The organism is Microlunatus sp. YIM B11417, from assembly GCF_059617205.1.
Genome location: NZ_JCAMPJ010000001.1, coordinates 1,874,714 through 1,893,963, shown reverse-complemented (window position 1 = coordinate 1,893,963; position 19,250 = coordinate 1,874,714). Strand labels below are relative to the sequence as shown.

17 protein-coding genes and 1 pseudogene are annotated in these 19,250 nt (G+C 71.6%); 4 read left to right on the top strand and 14 right to left on the bottom strand.

The window, feature by feature from the left end; all coding sequences use genetic code 11:
* Positions 1 to 51 precede the first annotated feature (51 nt).
* Positions 52 to 1,044 carry a GlxA family transcriptional regulator gene (locus AC6CCG_RS09350; protein ID WP_496654220.1) on the top strand — a complete coding sequence of 331 codons (993 nt, stop codon included), beginning with the start codon at positions 52 to 54 and terminating at the stop codon, positions 1,042 to 1,044.
* On the opposite strand, the gene AC6CCG_RS09345 is transcribed toward AC6CCG_RS09350, so the two are convergent.
* Positions 1,034 to 2,068 (bottom strand): helix-turn-helix transcriptional regulator, encoded by a 1,035-nt coding sequence (locus AC6CCG_RS09345; protein ID WP_496654219.1) that lies wholly within the window; start codon positions 2,066 to 2,068, stop codon positions 1,034 to 1,036. The genes AC6CCG_RS09350 and AC6CCG_RS09345 overlap by 11 nt on opposite strands.
* Positions 2,069 to 2,155: 87 nt before the next feature.
* On the opposite strand from AC6CCG_RS09345, the gene AC6CCG_RS09340 reads away from it, so the two are divergent.
* Both AC6CCG_RS09340 and AC6CCG_RS09335 read left to right on the top strand, forming a co-directional pair.
* A complete protein-coding gene (locus tag AC6CCG_RS09340) occupies positions 2,156 to 2,623 on the top strand; it encodes a cupin domain-containing protein (protein ID WP_496654218.1) in 468 nt (155 codons plus the stop codon).
* On the top strand, positions 2,620 to 3,027 hold the full coding sequence (locus AC6CCG_RS09335; RefSeq protein WP_496654217.1) for a DUF1304 family protein: 408 nt from the start codon (positions 2,620 to 2,622) through the stop codon (positions 3,025 to 3,027). Before AC6CCG_RS09340 ends, AC6CCG_RS09335 begins: the two co-directional genes overlap by 4 nt.
* A gap of 2 nt (positions 3,028 to 3,029) precedes the next feature.
* On the opposite strand, the gene AC6CCG_RS09330 is transcribed toward AC6CCG_RS09335, so the two are convergent.
* The 8 genes from AC6CCG_RS09330 to AC6CCG_RS09295 form a co-directional block, all read right to left on the bottom strand.
* Complete coding sequence (locus AC6CCG_RS09330) at positions 3,030 to 4,667, bottom strand: GxGYxYP domain-containing protein (RefSeq protein WP_496654216.1); 1,638 nt, start codon at positions 4,665 to 4,667, stop codon at positions 3,030 to 3,032.
* Between the two features lie 162 nt (positions 4,668 to 4,829).
* Positions 4,830 to 5,501 (bottom strand): biliverdin-producing heme oxygenase, encoded by a 672-nt coding sequence (locus AC6CCG_RS09325; RefSeq protein ID WP_496654215.1) that lies wholly within the window; start codon positions 5,499 to 5,501, stop codon positions 4,830 to 4,832.
* Between the two features lie 78 nt (positions 5,502 to 5,579).
* Positions 5,580 to 6,659: an ABC transporter ATP-binding protein gene (locus AC6CCG_RS09320; RefSeq protein WP_496654214.1), complete on the bottom strand. Its 1,080-nt coding sequence runs from the start codon at positions 6,657 to 6,659 to the stop codon at positions 5,580 to 5,582.
* Entirely contained in the window at positions 6,652 to 7,770 is a 1,119-nt protein-coding gene (locus AC6CCG_RS09315; RefSeq protein WP_496654213.1) for an ABC transporter ATP-binding protein, read from the bottom strand. The genes AC6CCG_RS09320 and AC6CCG_RS09315 overlap by 8 nt, the downstream gene beginning before the upstream one ends.
* Positions 7,767 to 8,702 (bottom strand): ABC transporter permease, encoded by a 936-nt coding sequence (locus tag AC6CCG_RS09310; protein ID WP_496654212.1) that lies wholly within the window; start codon positions 8,700 to 8,702, stop codon positions 7,767 to 7,769. The genes AC6CCG_RS09315 and AC6CCG_RS09310 overlap by 4 nt, the downstream gene beginning before the upstream one ends.
* Positions 8,703 to 8,710: 8 nt before the next feature.
* Positions 8,711 to 9,736: an ABC transporter permease gene (locus AC6CCG_RS09305; protein ID WP_496654211.1), complete on the bottom strand. Its 1,026-nt coding sequence runs from the start codon at positions 9,734 to 9,736 to the stop codon at positions 8,711 to 8,713.
* Between the two features lie 13 nt (positions 9,737 to 9,749).
* Positions 9,750 to 11,432, bottom strand: coding sequence for an ABC transporter substrate-binding protein (locus tag AC6CCG_RS09300; RefSeq protein ID WP_496654210.1), 1,683 nt, complete (start codon positions 11,430 to 11,432; stop codon positions 9,750 to 9,752).
* 117 nt (positions 11,433 to 11,549) lie between these two features.
* Positions 11,550 to 12,611, bottom strand: coding sequence for a zinc-dependent alcohol dehydrogenase family protein (locus AC6CCG_RS09295; RefSeq protein ID WP_496654209.1), 1,062 nt, complete (start codon positions 12,609 to 12,611; stop codon positions 11,550 to 11,552).
* Positions 12,612 to 12,645: 34 nt separating this feature from the next.
* Between AC6CCG_RS09295 and AC6CCG_RS09290 the strand changes: the two genes are divergently transcribed.
* On the top strand, positions 12,646 to 14,511 hold the full coding sequence (locus AC6CCG_RS09290; protein WP_496654208.1) for a nucleoside/nucleotide kinase family protein: 1,866 nt from the start codon (positions 12,646 to 12,648) through the stop codon (positions 14,509 to 14,511).
* On the opposite strand, the gene proB is transcribed toward AC6CCG_RS09290, so the two are convergent.
* The 5 genes and pseudogenes from proB to AC6CCG_RS09265 form a co-directional block, all read right to left on the bottom strand.
* A complete protein-coding gene (gene proB, locus AC6CCG_RS09285; RefSeq protein WP_496654207.1) occupies positions 14,512 to 15,630 on the bottom strand; it encodes a glutamate 5-kinase in 1,119 nt (372 codons plus the stop codon).
* Between the two features lie 14 nt (positions 15,631 to 15,644).
* Positions 15,645 to 17,060, bottom strand: a pseudogene (gene obgE, locus AC6CCG_RS09280) (GTPase ObgE); the annotation flags it as partial.
* A 93-nt stretch (positions 17,061 to 17,153) separates the two neighbouring features.
* On the bottom strand, positions 17,154 to 17,420 hold the full coding sequence (gene rpmA / locus AC6CCG_RS09275; RefSeq protein ID WP_496654206.1) for a 50S ribosomal protein L27: 267 nt from the start codon (positions 17,418 to 17,420) through the stop codon (positions 17,154 to 17,156).
* A gap of 9 nt (positions 17,421 to 17,429) precedes the next feature.
* Positions 17,430 to 17,738 carry a 50S ribosomal protein L21 gene (rplU, locus tag AC6CCG_RS09270; protein WP_496654205.1) on the bottom strand — a complete coding sequence of 103 codons (309 nt, stop codon included), beginning with the start codon at positions 17,736 to 17,738 and terminating at the stop codon, positions 17,430 to 17,432.
* Positions 17,739 to 17,892: 154 nt separating this feature from the next.
* A complete protein-coding gene (locus tag AC6CCG_RS09265) occupies positions 17,893 to 19,149 on the bottom strand; it encodes a Gfo/Idh/MocA family protein (protein ID WP_496654204.1) in 1,257 nt (418 codons plus the stop codon).
* Positions 19,150 to 19,250: the final 101 nt, after the last annotated feature.

The following is a 19,250-nucleotide window of genomic DNA, read 5'->3' as shown; positions in this document are numbered from 1 at the left end:
CCGTACCGACGCAACAGTGGCCCGATGGACGATGTTCGATAAGATCGGGCCATGCCGTCCGTCGCGATCCTCGCCTTCGACGGGATCAGCCCGTTCCATCTGTCGGTGCCGGCCCTGGTGTTCGGCCGGGCCGGCGTCGGGCGCCCCGGCGACTGGCCGTACCGGCTCCGGGTCTGCGCGGAACGGCCGGGCCCGCTGCCGACCGAGGCCGGCTTCGACCTCGCCGTGCCGTACGGCCTCGAGGCCCTGGCCGACCTCTCCGGCGGCCGCCCCGGCGAACCGGACGACCTGCTGATCGTGCCGAGCTGGATCCGCGACCGGACCCCGTCCGAGGAACTCCTGGCCGCGATCCGGGCGGCCCACCGGCGCGGGGCCAGGGTCGTCGGGCTGTGCCTGGGCGGCTGGGTGATCGCCGCCTCCGGCCTGGCCGACGGCCGGGAGCTGACCACCCACTGGTCGGACGCCGAGCGGCTCGCCCGGGCCTACCCGGCGGTCCGCGTCCGCGCCGACCTGCTCTGGTCCGACCACGGCGACGTGATCACCTCGGCCGGCGTGGCCGCCGCCCTGGACTGCTGCCTGCACGTGGTCCGGACCGACCTGGGCAGCCGGGCCGCCGCCGAACTGGCCCGCAGCCTCGTGCTGGCGCCGCACCGCAGCGGTTCCCAGGCCCAGTTCGTCCCGGTCGCGGTCCCGCCGTCCGACCAGGACGACCCGATCGAACGAGCCATGGCCTGGGCGTCCGCGCGGCTCGCCGAGCCGATCGGCCTGGACGCCTGGTCCCGCGCCGCCGCCCTGTCCCGCCGGACCTTCACCCGCCGCTTCCGGGACCGGACCGGCACCAGCCCACAGCAGTGGCTGCTGCACCAGCGCCTCGACCGGGCCAGGCTGCTGCTCGAGACCACCGACGACCCGGTCGAACGGGTCGCCGCCGACGCCGGCTTCGCCACCGCGGTCAGCCTGCGGCATCACTTCCGGCGGCAGCTGGGCACCAGCCCGGCCGCGCACCGGGCCCAGTTCCGGACCCGGACCTTGATCAGGAGCTAGCGGCCGGCCGGAGCCGGGCGATCAGTTCGCCGCGACTGTGCACGCCGACCTTGCCGAAGATCGACTTCAGATGATCTTGAACGGTGTGCGCCGAGATGTACAGCCGGTCGGCGATCTCGGCGGTGGACCGCCCGGCCAGCACCTCGGCGCACAGGTCACGTTCCCGGACGGACAGCCCGTACGCGACGAGCAGTAGGGCCAGCAGTCGATCACCCGAGGACGGCTCGATGGTGATCACGATCCGCTCGTCGCCGGCACCGATCAGGCGGCTCGCCTCCAGTTGCGCCCAGCGGCCGCGGGCGTCCCGGAGGCGGCCGTGGAACCCGTCCGGTCCCGCGGTCCGCGCCCCGTACGCCAGCACCCGCATCATGGTCTGGAACCGACCGGGAGCGATTTCGTCCAGGCTGTCCCGCCAGTCCGCGGCAGCCGCCGTGACCGCCCGGATCGCTCCATCCGCACCCAGCACGACGATCGCCGGCCGACCGCCGGCCCTGGACGCCTCGGCCCGGACGGCCACCCGGATCGACGCGCCGACGGCCGGTGCGACCGCGGCCAGGAACTCCTCCTCGCGGGCCGTGAAGTCGACGCCCTGCCGGACGAAGCCGGCGGCACCCCACCAGACCCCGGCGTCGGGGAACAGCACCCGGACGTCACGATCCAGCCCGAGCGGCCGCCAGACCTCGTGCAGGCGGCCGCTGCGGGCCAGGTCATGCTCCGGCAGCTCGGACAGCCGGGCCACCACCCGGTGCTCCCGCGCCAGGCCGGCGAAGGTGTGCGGCTCCCCCGGGGCGTACTCGGCGGCCGCCAGCCGCTCCTCGTACTCGGCGGTGATCTTGGCGGCGCCGCCGACCATGCCGGTGATCATCAACGTCTCCGGGTCCAGCGTCGCCCAGCAGGTCAGCTCGCTGGGTACGGCCCGGTCGACCAAGGCGATCGCGGCAGCCTGCAGCTCCGCCACGCCGGCTCCCCCGACGGCGAGGTCGGTGATCTCACGCCGAGCTCGGTCGGCCCGGTCCTCCCACACGCCTTCAGTATGCGCGCGCGACAGCGCCCGCGATATCCCTGATTCCTGGGATCGACCGGTGCCGGCGACCGGCCTAGCGTCGCTGCCATGACTCATCAGGTACGCCATCGCGGTGCCGGCGAAGGCACCGAACTGACCGCGCCCGACGCGGTCCTGACGATCAAGATCGACGCGACCGACACCGACGACGGCTACGAACTGTTCGAGGTGGACGCGCCGCGCGGCCCGGCAACGCCGCTGCACCGCACCGGCTGGCCCAAGGCCTACTACCTGCTGCACGGCCGGATGATCGTGCAGGTCGAGGACCGGGCGGTCGACCTCGCACCGGGCGCCGTGATCACCATCCCGCCGGACGCGTGGCACACGTTCACCGTGCTCAGCCCCGCCGTGCGGTTCCTGGTGATCAGCCTGACCGGCGCCATGGGCCGCTTCCATGCCGATCTGCAGCGGGCCGTCGCCGACGGCGCCACGGTCGGTCCCGATCTTGCGCCGGTGCTGGCCCGGCACCGGGTCGCGCTGGCGCCCGAGCCGGTCCCGGCGGAGGTCGGACCATGATCATCGTCGCCTGGATCGGGGTGCTGCTCGGCGCGGTGATCTACTTCCTCGCCTTCGTCTGGGAGACGATCCTGTTCCGCCGTCCCGGTGTCCACCAGGGGATCTTCGCGGTGCCGACGCAGGACGTCGAGCCGGTCCGGCTGTGGTCCTTCTGCGTCGGCTTCTACAACCTGTTCCTCAGCCTCGGCGCGGTGGCCGGCGTGATCCTGTGGGCCGCGGGCTCGGTCGCCGAGGGCCGCACGCTGGTGATCTACACCGGGCTGTTCATGCTCGGCTGCGGCGTCGTCCTGTTCGTCGCCGACCGGCTGGCCCTGAGCCGCCCCAAGGGTCCCGGGGTCGCACCGGCGATCGCCTGCAGCGTGCCGACCGCGGTGGCCGTCGCCGCCGCCCTGGCCGCCGGGTGAGGTCAGCGCCGGACGTACCGGGTCATCATCGCGACCAGGGCGTCCGGCGTGACCACGGAGACGTGCGGCGCCAGGTTGTCGACGACCTGGCCGAGATCGTCCAGGCTCATGCTCCAGCAGTGCAGCACCACCACCGAGTAGCCGTCGGCCGAGGTCGGATCAGTGGCCGCCGCGTTGAGCGTCTCGATCACCTGGGCCGGCGAACCGAGCCCGTCCCAGAGCATGGTCCGGGCCGAGATGACCGGCTTGTCCGCCACCCAGCGGACCCGGCCGCGGAGCCCGTCGTAGCGGCTGTACTCCAGATAGATCAGGCCGGTGATCTGATCATGGCGCAGGTAGTTCTCCCAGAGCCCACGGGCGTCGAAGGACTCGAAGTCGAGGATCTGGACGACGCCGAGGTCGGCCCGCTCCATCGCCCGGGCGAGCCTGGTGGTGTGCAGCTTCAGCTCGTCGCGCGGATACCGGCTCGGGTACAGATACCCGCCGCCGGACGGGCCGACCACGAAACGATCATGGTGCGGACCGGCCGCGGCGTTGCGGTAGTACCAGTCCAGGACCGACGGAGCGAGGTCGATCGCCGACGGCGGGACGCCCCAGCCGAGGTCGAACGTGCCGCGCCGCGGGCTGCCGAACCAGTTCTCGCCGGTGGGCAGGTCGTTCAGCAGCCACTGCACGTTGTCGCCGTCAGTGACGAGGAACGCGACGTGGTGCCGGCCCCGGCCCGGAGCCGGGGTGCGCACCGGCGTCCGCTGCCGCAGGGTACGGGTCGTGATGCCGGACAGACAGGCCAGGTTGGCGGCCCAGTCACCGGGGATGGTCGCAACGCCGGCCGCCGACGAGACGCCGACGAAGCCGTCCTCACCCTGCCGCGCGTCGCCCCAGCCGATCACCGCCGCATCGGCGTCGAGGTCCTCGACGACCGACCGCCGGAACTCGGAATTGCCGTCGTAGAAGGTGAACGCGCCGGCCATCGTCGCGTAGTCGCGGAGCTGATGGGTGAACAGACCGACCTCGGGGTCCGCCTTCTGCTCGACCACAAGATCATTCCGCAGCTTCGCCCGGTAGGTCCGCCAGGCCCACGCGTCGTCGCGGTCGCGGACATCGGCGAGCCGGCGCAGCCCGAGGTCGATCGCGTGCTTCTCGTCGGCCTCGGACACCGCGATGCCGCGGGAGGCGCCGGCCGCGGTAGTCGCGACGTTGATCGTCGGGCCGCCGCTGCGGTAGAGGACGTAGCCGGCCACCCGATCGGCGAACCGGGCGACCAGCCGCCATGGATCGTCGGCCCGCTTCGCCGGGAGGCCGTACCGCTCGGTCAGGTCGTCCAGCCAGAGCCGGTAGCCGTTCGCCAGTTCGAGATAGATCGCCGGCCCCTGGAGCCGGCCGTCCACGGGCCGGGCCAGCAGCCCCTGCAGGGTGGCGATCATGATCGCCTCGTCGTCGGTCAGCCGGGCCCGATCGACCAGGTGCAGCTCGGTCGGCTCGATTCCCTTGGGGTACGGGGATCTCGGCTGATCGGCGACCGCGGGGACCGGCGGCTGGAGGCCGGTGAACGCGGTCGCGGCGAGGGCCGCCGCGGAGAGCATGCCCAGGGCTTGCCGCCGCGGCACCTGCAACGATCGGGGACTGACGGGATCGACCATGATGCCCTGACCTCCGTTGGTGCTGTCGCTCGCGCACTGAGCCTGTCGAAGTGCCGAGCCGGTTCCGGCCTTGCCCTTCGACCAGCTCAGGGAACGTCTTCGACGCTAGGGCGCGCTCCGACACGGGTCAAGGACCGGTCGGTGACCCTGGACAGAAGTTGATCATGCGGCGTCGAGGCCGAAGGCGCCCGTGAGTCCGTCGAAGATCATCCGGTTGTAGCCGAAGGCCAGCCCCGACTCCTCAATCACCGCGGCCCGGTCGGCGGCGCTCCAGGGCGCGCCGTCGAGCAGCGCCCGGTAGTGCCGCCGGAACTCGGCCGGATTCCGCAACGGCCCCGCATAGAGCCCGGCGAAGTCGTAGAACGCCAGCCCGGCCCGGTCGCCGTGCTGGCGCCGCATGGCCGACGCGATCACCTGGCCGCCGGAGACGTCGCCCAGGTAGCGGGTGTAGTGGTGGGCCACGAAGCGGGCGGCCGAGTCCGCCGCACGGATCCGTTCCGCGTACGCCAGCGTCGGGGGCAGCGCCCGGACCGCGGTCGACCAGGCCGGGCCGACCAGCCGCTCGAGGTCGGCTCGCAGCGCGGGCAGCCGCTCCAGCCCCTCGATGACGAACGGTCCCGCGACCGGGTCGTCCCGCCACCGTTCGGCGGCGCCCTCCAGGGCGGTGTAGACGAACAGGTTCTGCCCGGCCAGCGCGGCCAGTGCATCGAGGCCGAGCCGGCCGCCGAGCAGTTCGGCCACGAAGCGCGCCGACTCGGCCCGGTCGTGCTGCTCCGCCGTCGCCCGCCGCAGTTCGGCGGAGAACGGCTCCAGCGCGACTGTCTCCCCGGTCATCGCGAACCCCCTGCTCGTCAGGCCGACTTTGGTGAGCCTAACTTTAGCTGCACACCGCCCGGGCGCGGGGATCCGGGCTCAGCCGGGTTCGACGACCAGCGCCGGGTCGGACACCGTGACCGCGCCGGACAGGATCTCCTCGGCGTAGTGGCAGGCCACCCGGCGGCCGGGGTGCGCGTCGATCACCCGCAGCTCCGGCACCTCGGTGTCGCACCGCTCCGGCTGCCGGTACGGGCAGCGGGTGTGGAACCGGCAGCCCGCCGGCGGCCGGGCCGGGCTGGGCAGGTCGCCGCGGAGCAGGATCCGTTCCCGCCGGTCCTCCACCTCGGGGTCCGGGATCGGGATCGCCGACATCAGCGCGATCGTGTACGGGTGCAGCGGCGTCGCGTAGAGGTCGTCGCTGTCGGCCTCCTCGACCAGCCGGCCGAGGTACATCACGCCGATCACGTCCGAGATGTGCCGGACCACGGCAAGATCATGAGCGACCACGACGTAGCTCAGCCCGAGCAGGTCCTGCAGTCGTTCCAGCAGGTTGATCACCTGCGCCTGCACCGACACGTCCAGCGCGCTGACCGGCTCGTCGGCGATCACCAGGTCCGGGTTCAAGATCATCGCCCGGGCGATGCCGATCCGCTGCCGCTGCCCGCCGGAGAACTCGTACGGGTACTTCGCCAGCGCCGAGCCGGGCAGCCCGACCAGCTCCAGCATCGACTCGGCCTTCGCCAGGTGGCTGGCCGGCCGGTCGGCGCCGAACTCGGCCCGGTCCGCCTCGGACAGCCCGTGCGTCTTGAGCGGCTCCAGCAGCAGGCTGCGCACCGACTGCCGCGGATCCAGGCTGCCCAGCGGGTCCTGGAACACCATCTGCATCCGGCGCCGGAGCCGGCGCAGCGGCTCGGGCCGCAGGGTGCCGAGGTCGGTGCCGTCGAAGATCACCTGGCCCTCGGTCGCCCGCTCCAGCCGGAGCAGGGCCCGGCCCAGCGTCGACTTGCCGCAGCCGGACTCGCCGACCAGCCCGTACGTCTGGCCCTGGGTCAGCGCAAGATCGACACCGTCGACGGCCCGGACGTGGCCGACGGTCCGGTCCAGCACGATCCCCTGCTTGATCGGGAAGTGCACCTTGAGCCCGCGCACCTCGAGCAGCGGCTGCCCGTCAGTCATGATCACCTCCGCGCCCTCCGCGCCCTGAGCCTGTCGAAGGGCCTGACGCCTCGCCTGGCTCGGCGGGCGTCATGCCGACCGGATGCACGCAGCGCACGGGATGATCGGGCCGGACCGAGTCGACCAGCTGCAGATCGCTCCGGACGCAGGCCTCGTCGGCGTGCCGGCAGCGCGGCGCGAACGCGCAGGCCTTGGTCCACGGGACGACGTCCCGCGGCGTGCCCGGGATCGGGTGCAGCGGCTCGCCACGCGGCGCGTCCAGCCGCGGGATCGAGGACAGCAGACCCTCGGTGTAGCGGTGCTGCGGGTGGGCGAACAGCTCCCGCCGCTCGGCCGTCTCGACCACCCGGCCGGCGTACATGACGTTCACCGTGTCGCACAGCCCGGCCACCACACCGAGGTCGTGCGTGATCATGATCATCGCGGTGCCGAGATCGCGGACCAGTTCGCTGAGCAGTTCCAGCACCTGGGCCTGGATCGTCACGTCGAGCGCGGTGGTCGGCTCGTCGCAGATCAGCAGCTTCGGCTTGCAGGCCAGGGCGATCGCGATCAGCGCCCGCTGCCGCATGCCGCCGGACAGCTGGTGCGGATACTCCCGCAGCCGGCGGGCCGGATCCGGGATGCCGCAGCGGCGGAGCAGGTCCTCCGCCTCGTCCCGGGCGTCGGCCCGGCTGATCTGCTGGTGCCGGCGCAGCACCTCGGTGACCTGCAGCCCGATCGGCAGGACCGGATTGAGCGAGCTCATCGGGTCCTGGAACACCATCGCCAGCTCGCGGCCGCGCAGCGACGACAGCTCCGCGGGCGACCGGCCGATCAGGTCCTGGCCGCGGTAACGGGCGGTCCCGGTGATCATGGCCGAGCGCTTCGGCAGCAGGCCCATGATCGCCATCGAGGTGACCGACTTGCCGCTGCCGGACTCGCCGACGATGCCGACGATCTCGCCCGGCCCGACCGAGAAGGACACCCCGTCCACGGCCACGAACGGGTCCCGGCCGCGCCGCCGGAACCTCACCCCGAGGCCGTCCACCTCGAGCAGCGGCTCGCGGTCGTCCAGCCGGCGGTCCTGGTCCACCAGCAGCAGCGGCTGATCAAGCTCGGTGCCCATGATCATCTCCTCGACTTCGGGTCGAGCGCTTCGCGCAGAGCCTCGCCGAACAAGGTGAAGCCGAGCGCGGTGACGGCGATGCAGGCGCCGGGGAGCACGGTCAGGTGCGGGTCGCTCTGCAGCCGGTCCTGGGCCTTGACCAGCATCCGGCCCCACTCCGCGATCGCCGGATCCGGCGATCCGAGCCCCAGGTACGACAGCCCGGCGACCTCGATGATCGCCGTCGCCAGCGTCAGGGTCGCCTGGACGATCACCGGCCCGACCGAGTTGGGCAGCACGTGCCCGACCACGATGGTGCTGCGCCGCAGGCCGAGCGACTCCGAGGCCAGCACGTAGTCGGAGTGCCGCTGGGTCAGCATCGAACCGCGCAGTAGCCGGGCGAAGATCGGCACGCAGGCGGCCCCGATCGCGATCATGATCGCGTTCGGGCTCTGCCCGATCGCCGCGGCGATGCTCACCGCCAGCAGCAGCGACGGCACCGAGAGCAGGATGTCGACCAGCCGCATCAGCAGCGTGTCCACCCAGCCGCCGAACGCGCCGGCCAGCCCGCCGATCAGCGAGCCGCCGATCAGCCCGAGCGTCGTCGACACCACGCCGATGATCAACGACTGCCGAGCCCCGTAGAGCAGCTGGGTGAGCAGGTCGGACCCGAACGGGTCCAGGCCGAGCACGTGCTCCGGCGACGGCCCCGGCACGTCGGACGGCGTGACCTGGGTGATCCATTCGCTGGAGGACGGCTGGTACGGCGCGATCACCGGCGCCAGGATCGCGACCAGCACGAAGCCGAGCACGATCAGCGCGCCCAGGATCGCGCCCGGGTTGCGGATCAGCCGCTGCAGCGCGCCCTGCCACAGGCTCGTGCCGCGGTCGCTGTCGTCGCTGCCGGTCAGCCCGGCCAGGGCGGCCGGCCGCTCGACCAACGGATCAACGGTCGTCATGATCGCCCCTACCTGGTCCGCAGCCGGGGATCGATGACGCCGTACAGCAGGTCGACGACGAGGTTGACCAGCGCGTACGTGATCGCGATGAACAGGATGAAGCCCTGCAGCACCGCGTAGTCCAGCCCGCTGATCGCGTCGAACAGGTACGACCCGATGCCGTTGAACGCGAACACCGACTCGGTCAGCACCGCCCCCGCCAGCAGTGCACCGGTCTGCAGGCCGACCGTGGTGACCACCGGCAGCATGGCGTTGCGCAGCACGTGCCGGCGGGTGATCAAGGAAGCCGCCAGGCCCTTCGCGGTGGCGGTCCGGACGTAGTCCTCGCCGATCACCTCCAGCACCGAGGCCCGGGTCATCCGGACGATGATCGCCAGCGGGATCGAGCCGAGCGCGATGGCCGGCAGGATCAGGTGCGTGATCGCGTTCAGCGACGCGTCGAACTCCCGGGTCAGGATGCCGTCCAGCACGTAGAAGTTGGTGATGTGGGTGGCGTCGATCCGGGCGTCCTGCCGCCCGGACGCCGGCAGGAACGCCAACGCGCCGAGCGGCCCGGGCAGCCCGATCGCGAAGACGATCTTGAGCAGGTACGCCAGCACGAACACCGGGATCACCACGCCGAGCAGCGAGCCGCCGACGGTGATCAGATCGAGGAACCCGCCGGCCCGCTTCGCGGCCAGGTAGCCGAGCGGGATCCCGATCACCAGGGCGAAGATCATCGCCGCGACGCCCAGCTCGATGGTGGCCGGGAACCGTTCCAGGAACGTCTCCAGCACCGGCTGGCCGGTGCGGGCCGACGCCCCGAAGTCTCCCTGCAGCAGCCGGCCGATGTAGGTCAGGTACTGCTGCGGGATCGGCTTGTCGAAGCCGTACACCTCGTTGAGCCGGGCGATCGACTCCGGCGTGGCCTTGTCGCCGAGCAGCGCCCGGGCCGGGTCGCCGGGCAGAGCGCGCAGCCAGATGAACAGCAGCACGCTCAGCCCGAACAGCACCGGCACCAGCAACAGCAGCCGGCGAACCGCGAACCTGATCATGGATGAGCCGCGGTCACGGCTTGACGGTGACCGTGTTCCAGACCTCGTCCTGCACCGGGCTCGGCACGTAGCCCTCGACACCCGGCCCGAAGCCGAGCGTCGGCGCCGGGTGCGCGATCGGCACGCCCGGGACGAAGTCGGCGATCAACGCGTTGATCTTCTCGTAGGCCGGCTTCTGCTCCTCGACGGTCGGCAGCTCGCGGGCCTCCTTGAGCGCCTTGAACAGCTCCGGGTTGTCGAAGCCCCACTCGTTGGACTTGGCGGCGAAGAAGACGCCGAGGAAGTTGTCGGTGTCGTCGTAGTCGCCGTTCCAGCCGAGCAGGTGGATGTCCCGCTTGTCGGTGCCGTTCGGGCCCTGCACCATGTCGAGGTAGTCCGGGCTCCACTTCGCGGCCACCGGGGTGACCTTGATGCCGACCTTCTCGAGCTGGGTCTTGATCACCTGGAAGGTGTCCTCCGGCGTCGGCATGTACGGCCGCGAGACGCCGGTCGGGTAGGCGAACTTGAGCTCCAGGTTCTCCTGGCCGGCCTCCTTCAGCAGCTGCTTGGCCTTCTCCGGGTCGTAGGGGTACTCGGTGACGGCGTCGTTGTAGCCGGTGACCAGATCCGGGATGAACTCCTTGGCGACCTGCGAGCCCTCCGGCAGCGAGTTGTTCACCACCGCCTGGCGGTCGATCGCGTAGGTGATCGCCTGCCGGACCCGTACGTCCTGGAAGGCCTTGTTCTTCTGGTTGAAGGCCAGATAGAGGATGTTGAACGGCGGCCGGTTGAGCAGCTGCATCCCCTTCTCCTTCAGCGGCGCCAGATCGGCGGGCGCGACCAGGTCGTAGCCGTCGATCGTGCCGGCCTCGAGCTCCTGGGCCCGCGCCTTCCCGTCGCTGATGGTCCGGATCACGATCTGGGACACCTTGGCCTTGTCGCCCCAGTAGCCGTCGAACCGCTTCAGCCGGACCTGCTCCCCGCGCTCCCAGGAGTCGAAGACAAACGGGCCGGTGCCGGTCGGGTGCGCCGTCGCGTACTCGGAGAAGCGGGTGTCGTCGACAGTGCCGGTGGTGTTGTTGCCGTCGTACTTCTCGATCGCCGTCGGGCTCTGCATGGCGAACGACGACAGCGTCATCGCCTGGACGAAACCGGCGAACGGGGCGTTCAGCTTGATCGTGGCGGTCTGCGGATCCGGCGCCTCGCAGCTCTCGTAGATGCCGCCGGTCTTGCCGGTCTTGAAGCCCTTGAAGAGCTTCCCGTAGTAGTACGTGATGTTCTCGTTCTGGTTCAGGCCGGTCCAGTTGTACCAACGGTCGAAGTTGGCGCAGACCGCCTCACCGTTGAAGTCGGTGCCGTCGTGGAACTTGACCCCGGACCGCAGCTTGAAGGTGTACGACTTGCCGTCCGGCGCGGCCTCCCAGCTCTCGGCCAGGCCGGGCATCAGCTCGACCGTGCCGGGCTTCGTGCTGACCAGACCCTCGAACATCTGTCGGGCCACCCGGAACGTCTCGCCGTCGCTGGCCATCGCCGGGTCCAGCATGACCGGATCTGAGGACGCCGCGAAGACGAAGGTGTCCTTGGTCTCGGCGGCACCGGAGGACGTACCGGCGCCGGGATCGTCCCGCTGACTCTGGGCACAGGCTGCGAGGGAGCCGGCGAGGGCGACCGCGGCGATGGCCGCCAGTCCGCGCCGGAGCGATCTCGTGAACCGCATCGTGGATACCTCGATTTCGGTGAGGGGTGGCTCGATCGGGCGGAACATTACCGGAGAGTAGCTTGCGGTGTCGGAATACCGACTCGTCGTTGCAGGAGTGAAACCTGACCGAAGCTTTCACTCCACGCCGTGCGGATAGAGACAGATCTTTCCGGAACGGCCCTGATCGGCGAGTTCGTACGCGGTCTCGGCCTGGTCCAGCCCGAACCGATGGGTGATCGTCCGCTCCGGGCTGATCCCCCACCTGACCAGGTGCTCCAGCAGGTCCTGCAGGTGCCGCAGCGAGGTCACCCAGGAGCCGTACAGGGTGACCTGCTTGTGGATCAGCAGCGGCGACACCTCGAGGCTCAGCGTGGAGCCCTCGCCGACGAACGCGCAGCGGCCCCAGGTGGCCAGCCGCTCGATCGCCGTGTGCCGTCCGGGCGCGCTGCCGGAGCAGTCGATGGCCGCGCTGAACCCGTCGCCGGTGACCGCGTCCAGCTCGGCCGCCTGTTCCACCGTGAAGCCGTGGTCGATCACGCCGAGCTCGGTCGCCAGCGCGACCCGGTCCGGCATCACGTCCAGGCCGACCACCGGTCCGGCGCCCATCGCCTTGGCCAGCATCCCCGCGGCCAGGCCGACCGGTCCCAGGCCGGTGATCAGCAGCCGGTCCCGGCCGGACAGGTCGAGCCGGAGCAGGCCCTCGTACGCGGTGCCGAAGCCGCACGAGGCCAGCGCGCCGTCGGCGTAGCTGAGCCCGTCCGGCAGCGGGATGCAGGTGTCGGCCTGGGCCAGCAGGTACGGGGCGTGGCCGCCGTCGCGCTGCCAGCCGTAGGCGGCGCGGGCGCTCGACGTACAACCGATGTAGTAGCCGTGCCGGCACTCGGCGCACTGGCCGCAGCCGGAGATGTGGTAGCAGGCGACCCGATCCCCGACCGCGTGCTCGGTGACGCCCTCGCCCACCGCGACGATCCGGCCGGCCGGCTCGTGGCCGGCGATCACACCCTGGTACGCCTCTGCGCCGTGGCCCAGGTGTTCCCGGTAGATCGCGCGGATGTCGCTGCCGCAGATCGAGGAGGCCCGGACCTCGACCAGCACCTGCCCCGGACCCGGCCGCGGCACCGGGACCTCGGCCCGGTCGACCCGGCTGCCGCCGGGCAGGGTGATGCCGGTCATCGTCGTCGGAAGTTCTGTGCTCACGGGAAGTCAGCGTAAGTGCCCTACGATTTCTTCGATGACTGGATCACCGCCCGGGCCCGCATTCGACGGCTGGGCCGAGGCGCACCGGCTGCTCGACTTCGGGCGGGCCGCACGGGCCGACGTCGGCTTCGGCAGCCTGGACCGGGTGGGCCGGCTCGAGGCCGAGCCGCGGCGGGACCTGGTGATCACGGCACGCCTGACGTACTGCTTCGCACTGGGGACCGTGCTCGGCCATCCCGGTGCCGTCGACCTGGCCCGGCATGGGATCGCCGCCCTGCGCGGCCCGTTCCATGATCAGGAACACGGCGGCTGGTACGGAGCGCTGCCGGTCGACGGCACCGGCGGGCGGAAGGCGGCCTATCCGCACGCGTTCGTGGTGCTGGCCGCCGCGACCGCTGCGGGGGCAGGGATTCCGGGCGCCCAGGAGCTGTTCGACGAGGCGCTGATGATCATGGACCGGCAGTTCTGGTCCGATCATGATCAAGCTCTGGTGGAGAGCTGGGACGTGGCGTTCGGCACCCCGGAGCCGTACTGGGGCGCGAACGCGAACATGCACGGCGTCGAGGCCCTGCTGGCCGCCTTCGGCCGGACCGGCGACGAACTCTGGCGGGACCGCGCGCTGAAGATCGCGGAGCGGTTCATCGACCGGCACGCCCGGGCCGCCGGCTGGCTGCTGCCGGAGCACTACGACCCGGACTGGCGGGAGGAGCGCGGCTACAACGCGGACCGGCCGGCCGACGAGTTCCGACCGTACGGGGTCACCCTCGGGCACCTGTTCGAGTGGAGCCGGCTGCTGCTCGAGCTCGGCTCGGCGTACCAGGAGCCGCCGGCCTGGCTGGCCGAGGCATCTCGCGCGTTGTACGACACCGCGTGGGACCGCGGCTGGGCCGTCGACGGCTCCCCCGGCTTCGTCTACACGATCGACTGGGACGGCCGCCCGGTGGTCCGGACCCGGCCGCACTGGGTGCTGGCCGAGGCGATCGGCGCCACCGCGACTTGGCGCGGCTTGAGCTCCGAGCCGATCTTCGGCGAGCGGCTGGCCCTGCTGCTCGACTACGCCGAGCGGCACCTGATCGACCATGATCACGGCAGCTGGCACCACGAACTGGACCCGGACAACCGCCCGTCCGCCACGATGTGGAGCGGCAAGCCGGACGTCTACCACGCCCTGCAGGCCGCCCTGCTCACCGAACTCCCCCTGGCGCCTTCGCTGTCCCAGCGCCTCGCCCTGGCCTCCCCACCTCAACGTGCCACGAGCCTCGCGGTGGGCCAGGCTCCGATCACCCTCGACTCCTTGATCGCCAGGATCGAATCCCTCGCCGCGACGCGGGACCGGGTGATCATCGGCCTGGTCGGCGCCCCCGGCTCGGGCAAGTCCACCCTGGCCGCCGCCCTGCTGGACCGGCTCGGCGACCGCGCCGCCCTGCTCGGCATGGACGGTTTCCACCTCGGCCAACGGGAGCTGGAGCGGCTCGGCCGGGCCGACCGCAAGGGCGCCCCGGACACGTTCGACGCGCTCGGCTACCTGGAGCTGCTGCGCCGGGTCCGCTCCCGTACCGACCTTGATCATTTCGTGCCCGTCTTCGACCGCCGCCTCGAGGAACCGATCGCCGCCAACGACTGCGTCCGCTCCGGCGTGCCGATCGTGATCACCGAGGGCAACTACCTCCTCCTGGACGACCCTGCCTGGCGCGACGTCGCCGCCGAGCTGGACGAAGGCTGGTACCTCGAACCCGACGAGGACCTCCGCCTGGACCGCCTCACCCGACGCCACGTCGACCACGGCCGCACCCCGGCCGAAGCCGCCGACTGGGTGGCCCGAGTCGACCAGGCCAACGCCAAACTGATCATGGAGAGCGCCGACCGAGCCGCCCTCCGCCTCCCCACCTGGACCGGTTGATCAGAGCAGGACGAGGGCGTCTCGGTGAACGACGGTGCGGTCGTAGCCGGGGCCTCGTTCGGCGGCGAGGTCGGCGGTGTTGCGACCGAGCAGGCCGGGGAGTTCCTCGGAGTCGTAGTTGACCAGGCCGCGGCCGATCACGGCGCCGTCGGGGGCGACCAGGTCGACCGGCTCGCCGACGGCGAAGGCACCGTTGATGCCGGTCACGCCGGCCGGGAGCAGGGAGGCCTTGCGTTCGACGACGGCCCGGACCGCGCCCGCGTCCAAGATCAACTCGCCGCGGGCAGCGCTGGCGTGCTTCAGCCAGAGCAGCCGGGTCGGCCGGCGCTTGCCGGTCGGGTGGAACAGGGTGCCGACCGGGTCTCCGGCCAGGGCGGAGGCGGCTCGGTCGGCGCTCGCCAGCACGGTCGGGATCCCTGCCGAGGTGGCGATCCGGGCCGCCTCGACCTTGGTGATCATGCCGCCGGTGCCGATCCGGCTGCCCCGCGCGGAGATGTCGACGCCCTCCAGGTCGTCGTCGGAACGGACCTCGTCGATCCGCCGCGCGCCGGGCTTCGAGGGGCTCGAGCTGTAGAGCGCGTCGACGTCGCTGAGCAGGACCAGGGCGTCGGCGTGCACCAGGTGCGCGACCAGGGCGGCCAGCCGGTCGTTGTCGCCGAACCGGATCTCGTGGGTGGCGACGGTGTCGTTCTCGTTGACGATCGGCACGATGCCGAGCTCCAGCAGCCGGCCCAGCGTGCGGTACGCGTTGTGGTAGTTGCCGCGCCGGGTCACATCACCGACGGTGAGCAGCACCTGCCCGACCCCGAGCTCGTGATCGGCGAACATGGCCGTGTAGTGGCCCATCAGCAGACCCTGGCCGACCGAGGCGGCCGCCTGCTGGGTGGCCAGGTCCCGCGGCCGGGTCTTCAGGGCCAGTGGCGCCAGCCCGGCGGCGATCGCGCCGGACGAGACGAGCACAACCTCGCGCCCGGCCAGCCGGACGCCGGCCAGATCGTCCACCAGCTCTCGTACCCGATTCGGGTCGATGCCGCCGATCGCCGTCGTCAACGACGACGAACCGACCTTCACCACCACCCGCCGGGCCTCCGCCACCCCCTGGCGCCGACCCCCGCTCATTCGGAGTTCTCCTCCTCCGCCTTCGCCCGGTGGTACGCCTCGTCCTTGGCCCGCCGCCGCTGGGCCGCCGGCCGTTCCTCGACGAATCGGTTGTCCTCGCCGCGCCGGCTGAGGATCTCGGCGCCGACGTCGATCTGCGGCGCGAAGTCGAACACGACCGCGTCCTCGCCGCCGATCGCGACCCCGTCGCCCGGCTCGGCGCCGAGCTCCAGCAGCTTGGTCTCGATGCCGACCCGGTTCAGCCGATCGGCCAGATACCCGACCGCCTCCGCGTTGCCGAAGTCGGTCTGCCGCACCCAGCGCTCCGGCTTCTCGCCGCGGACCCGCCACAGCTCGCCCTCGCGGACGATGGTGAAGTCCGGGACCCCGCCGACCGGCTTGGGCCGGAGCACCGGCCGGGCCGGTTCCGGCTCCGGCTCGGCGGCTCGCTGGGCGGCCAGCTCCGCCATCGCGTACGTCAGCTCGCGCAACCCCGCGCCGCTCTTGGTGGAGACCCGGAAGACCCGCAGGCCCCGCGCCTCCAGATCGGCCGCGACCAGGTCGGCCAGCTCGGCGGCGTCCGGGATGTCGATCTTGTTCAACGCCACCATCCGGGGCCGGTCGGCCAGCCCGCCGTGCGCGGTCAGCTCGGCCTCGATCACGTCCAGGTCGGTCAGCGGGTCCCGCCCCGGCTCGAACGTCGCGCAGTCGATCACGTGCACGATCGCCGCGCAGCGCTCGATGTGCCGGAGGAACTCCAGCCCGAGCCCGCGGCCCTCGCTGGCGCCCTCGATCAGGCCGGGCACATCGGCCACGGTGTACGTCACGTCGCCGGCCACCACCACGCCGAGGTTGGGCACCAGCGTGGTGAACGGGTAGTCGGCGATCTTCGGCCGGGCCCGCGAGATGGCCGCGATCAGCGACGACTTGCCGGCGCTCGGGTACCCGACCAGGCCGATGTCGGCGACCAGCTTCAGCTCGAGGGTGATCCGCCGGGTCTCGCCCTCCTCGCCGAGCAGCGCGAACCCGGGAGCCTTGCGGGCCGCCGAGGCCAGCGCGGCGTTGCCGAGGCCGCCGCGGCCGCCCTGGGCGACAACCAGCTCGGCGCCGTCCCGGGTCAGGTCGGCCAGCTGCTCGCCCGAGTCGGCGTCGGTGACCACGGTGCCGCGCGGGACGGTCAGCACGACGTCGCCGCCGACCGCACCGTTCGCGTGATCACCCCGGCCGGGCACGCCGTTGCGGGCCCGCCGGTGCGATTCGCGGTAGTAGTCGACCAGGGTGGTCAGGCTGGAGTCGACCCGCAGAATGACCGAGCCGCCGTCGCCGCCGTTGCCGCCGTCCGGTCCGCCGAGCGGCTTGAACTTCTCCCGGTGCACCGAGGCGCAGCCGTTGCCGCCCTTGCCCCCGTACACGTGCAGGGTGACCCGATCGACGAAACTCGGAATCGCCATGACGGGCCTCTTCTCACACGTTGCAGCAAAGGAAAAGGGTGGCGCGGGGAGGTTCGTCCCCGGCCACCCTCGTGGTTGGCGCGTTGGCGCCGCTCAGGCCGAGACCTTCTCGGCCGGAGCGATGTTGATCACGCGACGGCCGCGGCGGGTGCCGAACTGCACCGTCCCCGGAACCAGCGCGAACAGGGTGTCGTCGCTACCGCGGCCGACGCCGTCGCCCGGGTGGAAGTGGGTGCCGCGCTGCCGGACGATGATCTCGCCGGCGCCGACCAGCTGGCCGCCGAACCGCTTCACGCCGAGGCGCTGGGCGTTGGAGTCGCGACCGTTGCGGGTCGAGGATGCGCCCTTCTTGTGTGCCATGTCTCTACCTCAGCTCTCGATGCCGGTGACCTTGACCTTGGTGTACCGCTGCCGGTGGCCCTGGCGCTTGCGGTACCCGGTCTTGTTCTTGAACTTCAGGATGCGGATCTTCGGACCCTTGGTCTCGTCCAGCACCTCTGCGGTGACCGAAGCCGCCTCCAGCGCTGCCTTGTCCGACGTCACGGACTCGCCGTCGACCAGCAGGATGGGCTGCAGCTGCACGCTGGCGCCGGCCTCATCGCTGATCCGGTCGATTTCGAGGACGTCGCCAACAGCTACCTTGTGCTGGCGGCCGCCACTGCGCACGATCGCGTACACGCCTGAACCTACTCTCGTCGAAGCCTTGACTGGATGGCGCCGGGGTTCCGGGCCGCCGATGCCGAGCGGGCGCAACCCACCGCATGCGGGGAGCGCACCGAGGGTCAAAGATACTCGGCCAGCGGGAAGGGGGTCAAACCGGGCCCCGCACCCCTCAGCCGTCGCGTCTCGGCCGCCAGGCCCGCCGGGCCACCGCCGGCACGTAGCCGGACAGATCGAGCGGGAACCTGACCACCTCGGCGTGCTCGGCCGCATAGTAGGCGGCCATCAGCAGCTCGGTCACGCTGACCCCGCTGCGCAGCGACTCCAGCGGCTGCCGGCCGGTGGCGAAGGCCCCGCTGACCTCGCTGTTCTCGGCCACATAGCCGTACGCGTGCGGCTCGTCGGCGATCACCGGCATCGTGCCCTGCTCGGCGAGCTGCTTCTCCAGCAGGTCCTCCCCCGCCTGCTGCGGCAGGTCCCGGGAGAAGAACACCTCGGCGTCGCCGTTCAGCGAGTGCGTGTTCAGCGAGTACTCCGGCCCGAGGAGTTCGTACGAGAGCCGCAGGCCGGCCCCGGTGAAGCTCCAGGAGGTGGTGGCCTCGACGATCACCGGCTCGCCGTCGCCGTTGCGGAACGTGTAGGTGGCGCTGGCGTAGTCCTCGGCCGGCGTCTCCCGGTAGTCCTGGACGCCCGGGAACCGCTGCTCCAGGATCGCCGCGTAGTGATCCCGGCCCCAGCGCAGCGACGCGATGGTCGCGGTGACACTGACCGGAGTCAGCCAGGTGTCCGGGTCGGTCCCCGGCGGCGTCAGCAGGAACCGGCCGGCCTCCAACGAGTGGCACATCATGTCGTTCAGCGCGCCGCCGCCCTGCGCCTCCGAGTCCCAGAACCAGGCCGAGTGCGGCCCGGAGTGCTCCTCGGCGCACCGGGCCAGGTAGGGCGAGCCGGACGGGCCGGCGCCCCGGGCCCAGACCAGGTCCCGGGTCCGGACCAGCCGCGGCGCGTAGACCTGGTTCTCCAGGTACGCGTGCAGCAGGCCGGCCCGTTCCACCGCCTCGGCGACCGCCCGGGCCTCGGCCAGGTTGCGGCCCAGCGGCTTCTCGATCGCGATCCCGGTCAGCTCGGCCCGGCCGGAGACGACCTCGGCGCAGATGGTGTCGATCACCTCGACCCGGGTGTCGTTCGGAGTGAGCACCCAGACCGCCTGCACCCGCGGATCCCGTACCAGGGCGGCGATGTCGTCGTAGGCGGCGACGTCGGTCCCGACAGCCAGCGCCTCCGCCTCGGCGGCGACCGTGCGCGCGCTGGCCAGGGTCCGCGAGCCGACCGCGACGATCTCCGCCCCGCGCACCTGCTGGAACGAGCGGACATGGAAGTGGGCGATGAAGCCGGCGCCGATCAGGCCGACTCCGAAGGACGGTCGGTTCATGTCTCTCCCTCGAGCTCAGTCCGTTGATCTTGCGAAGCCCATTCTTCGGATCCCACCTGGCCCCTGTCACGGGTCCCGTCCGACAATGAGCGGGTCCGACG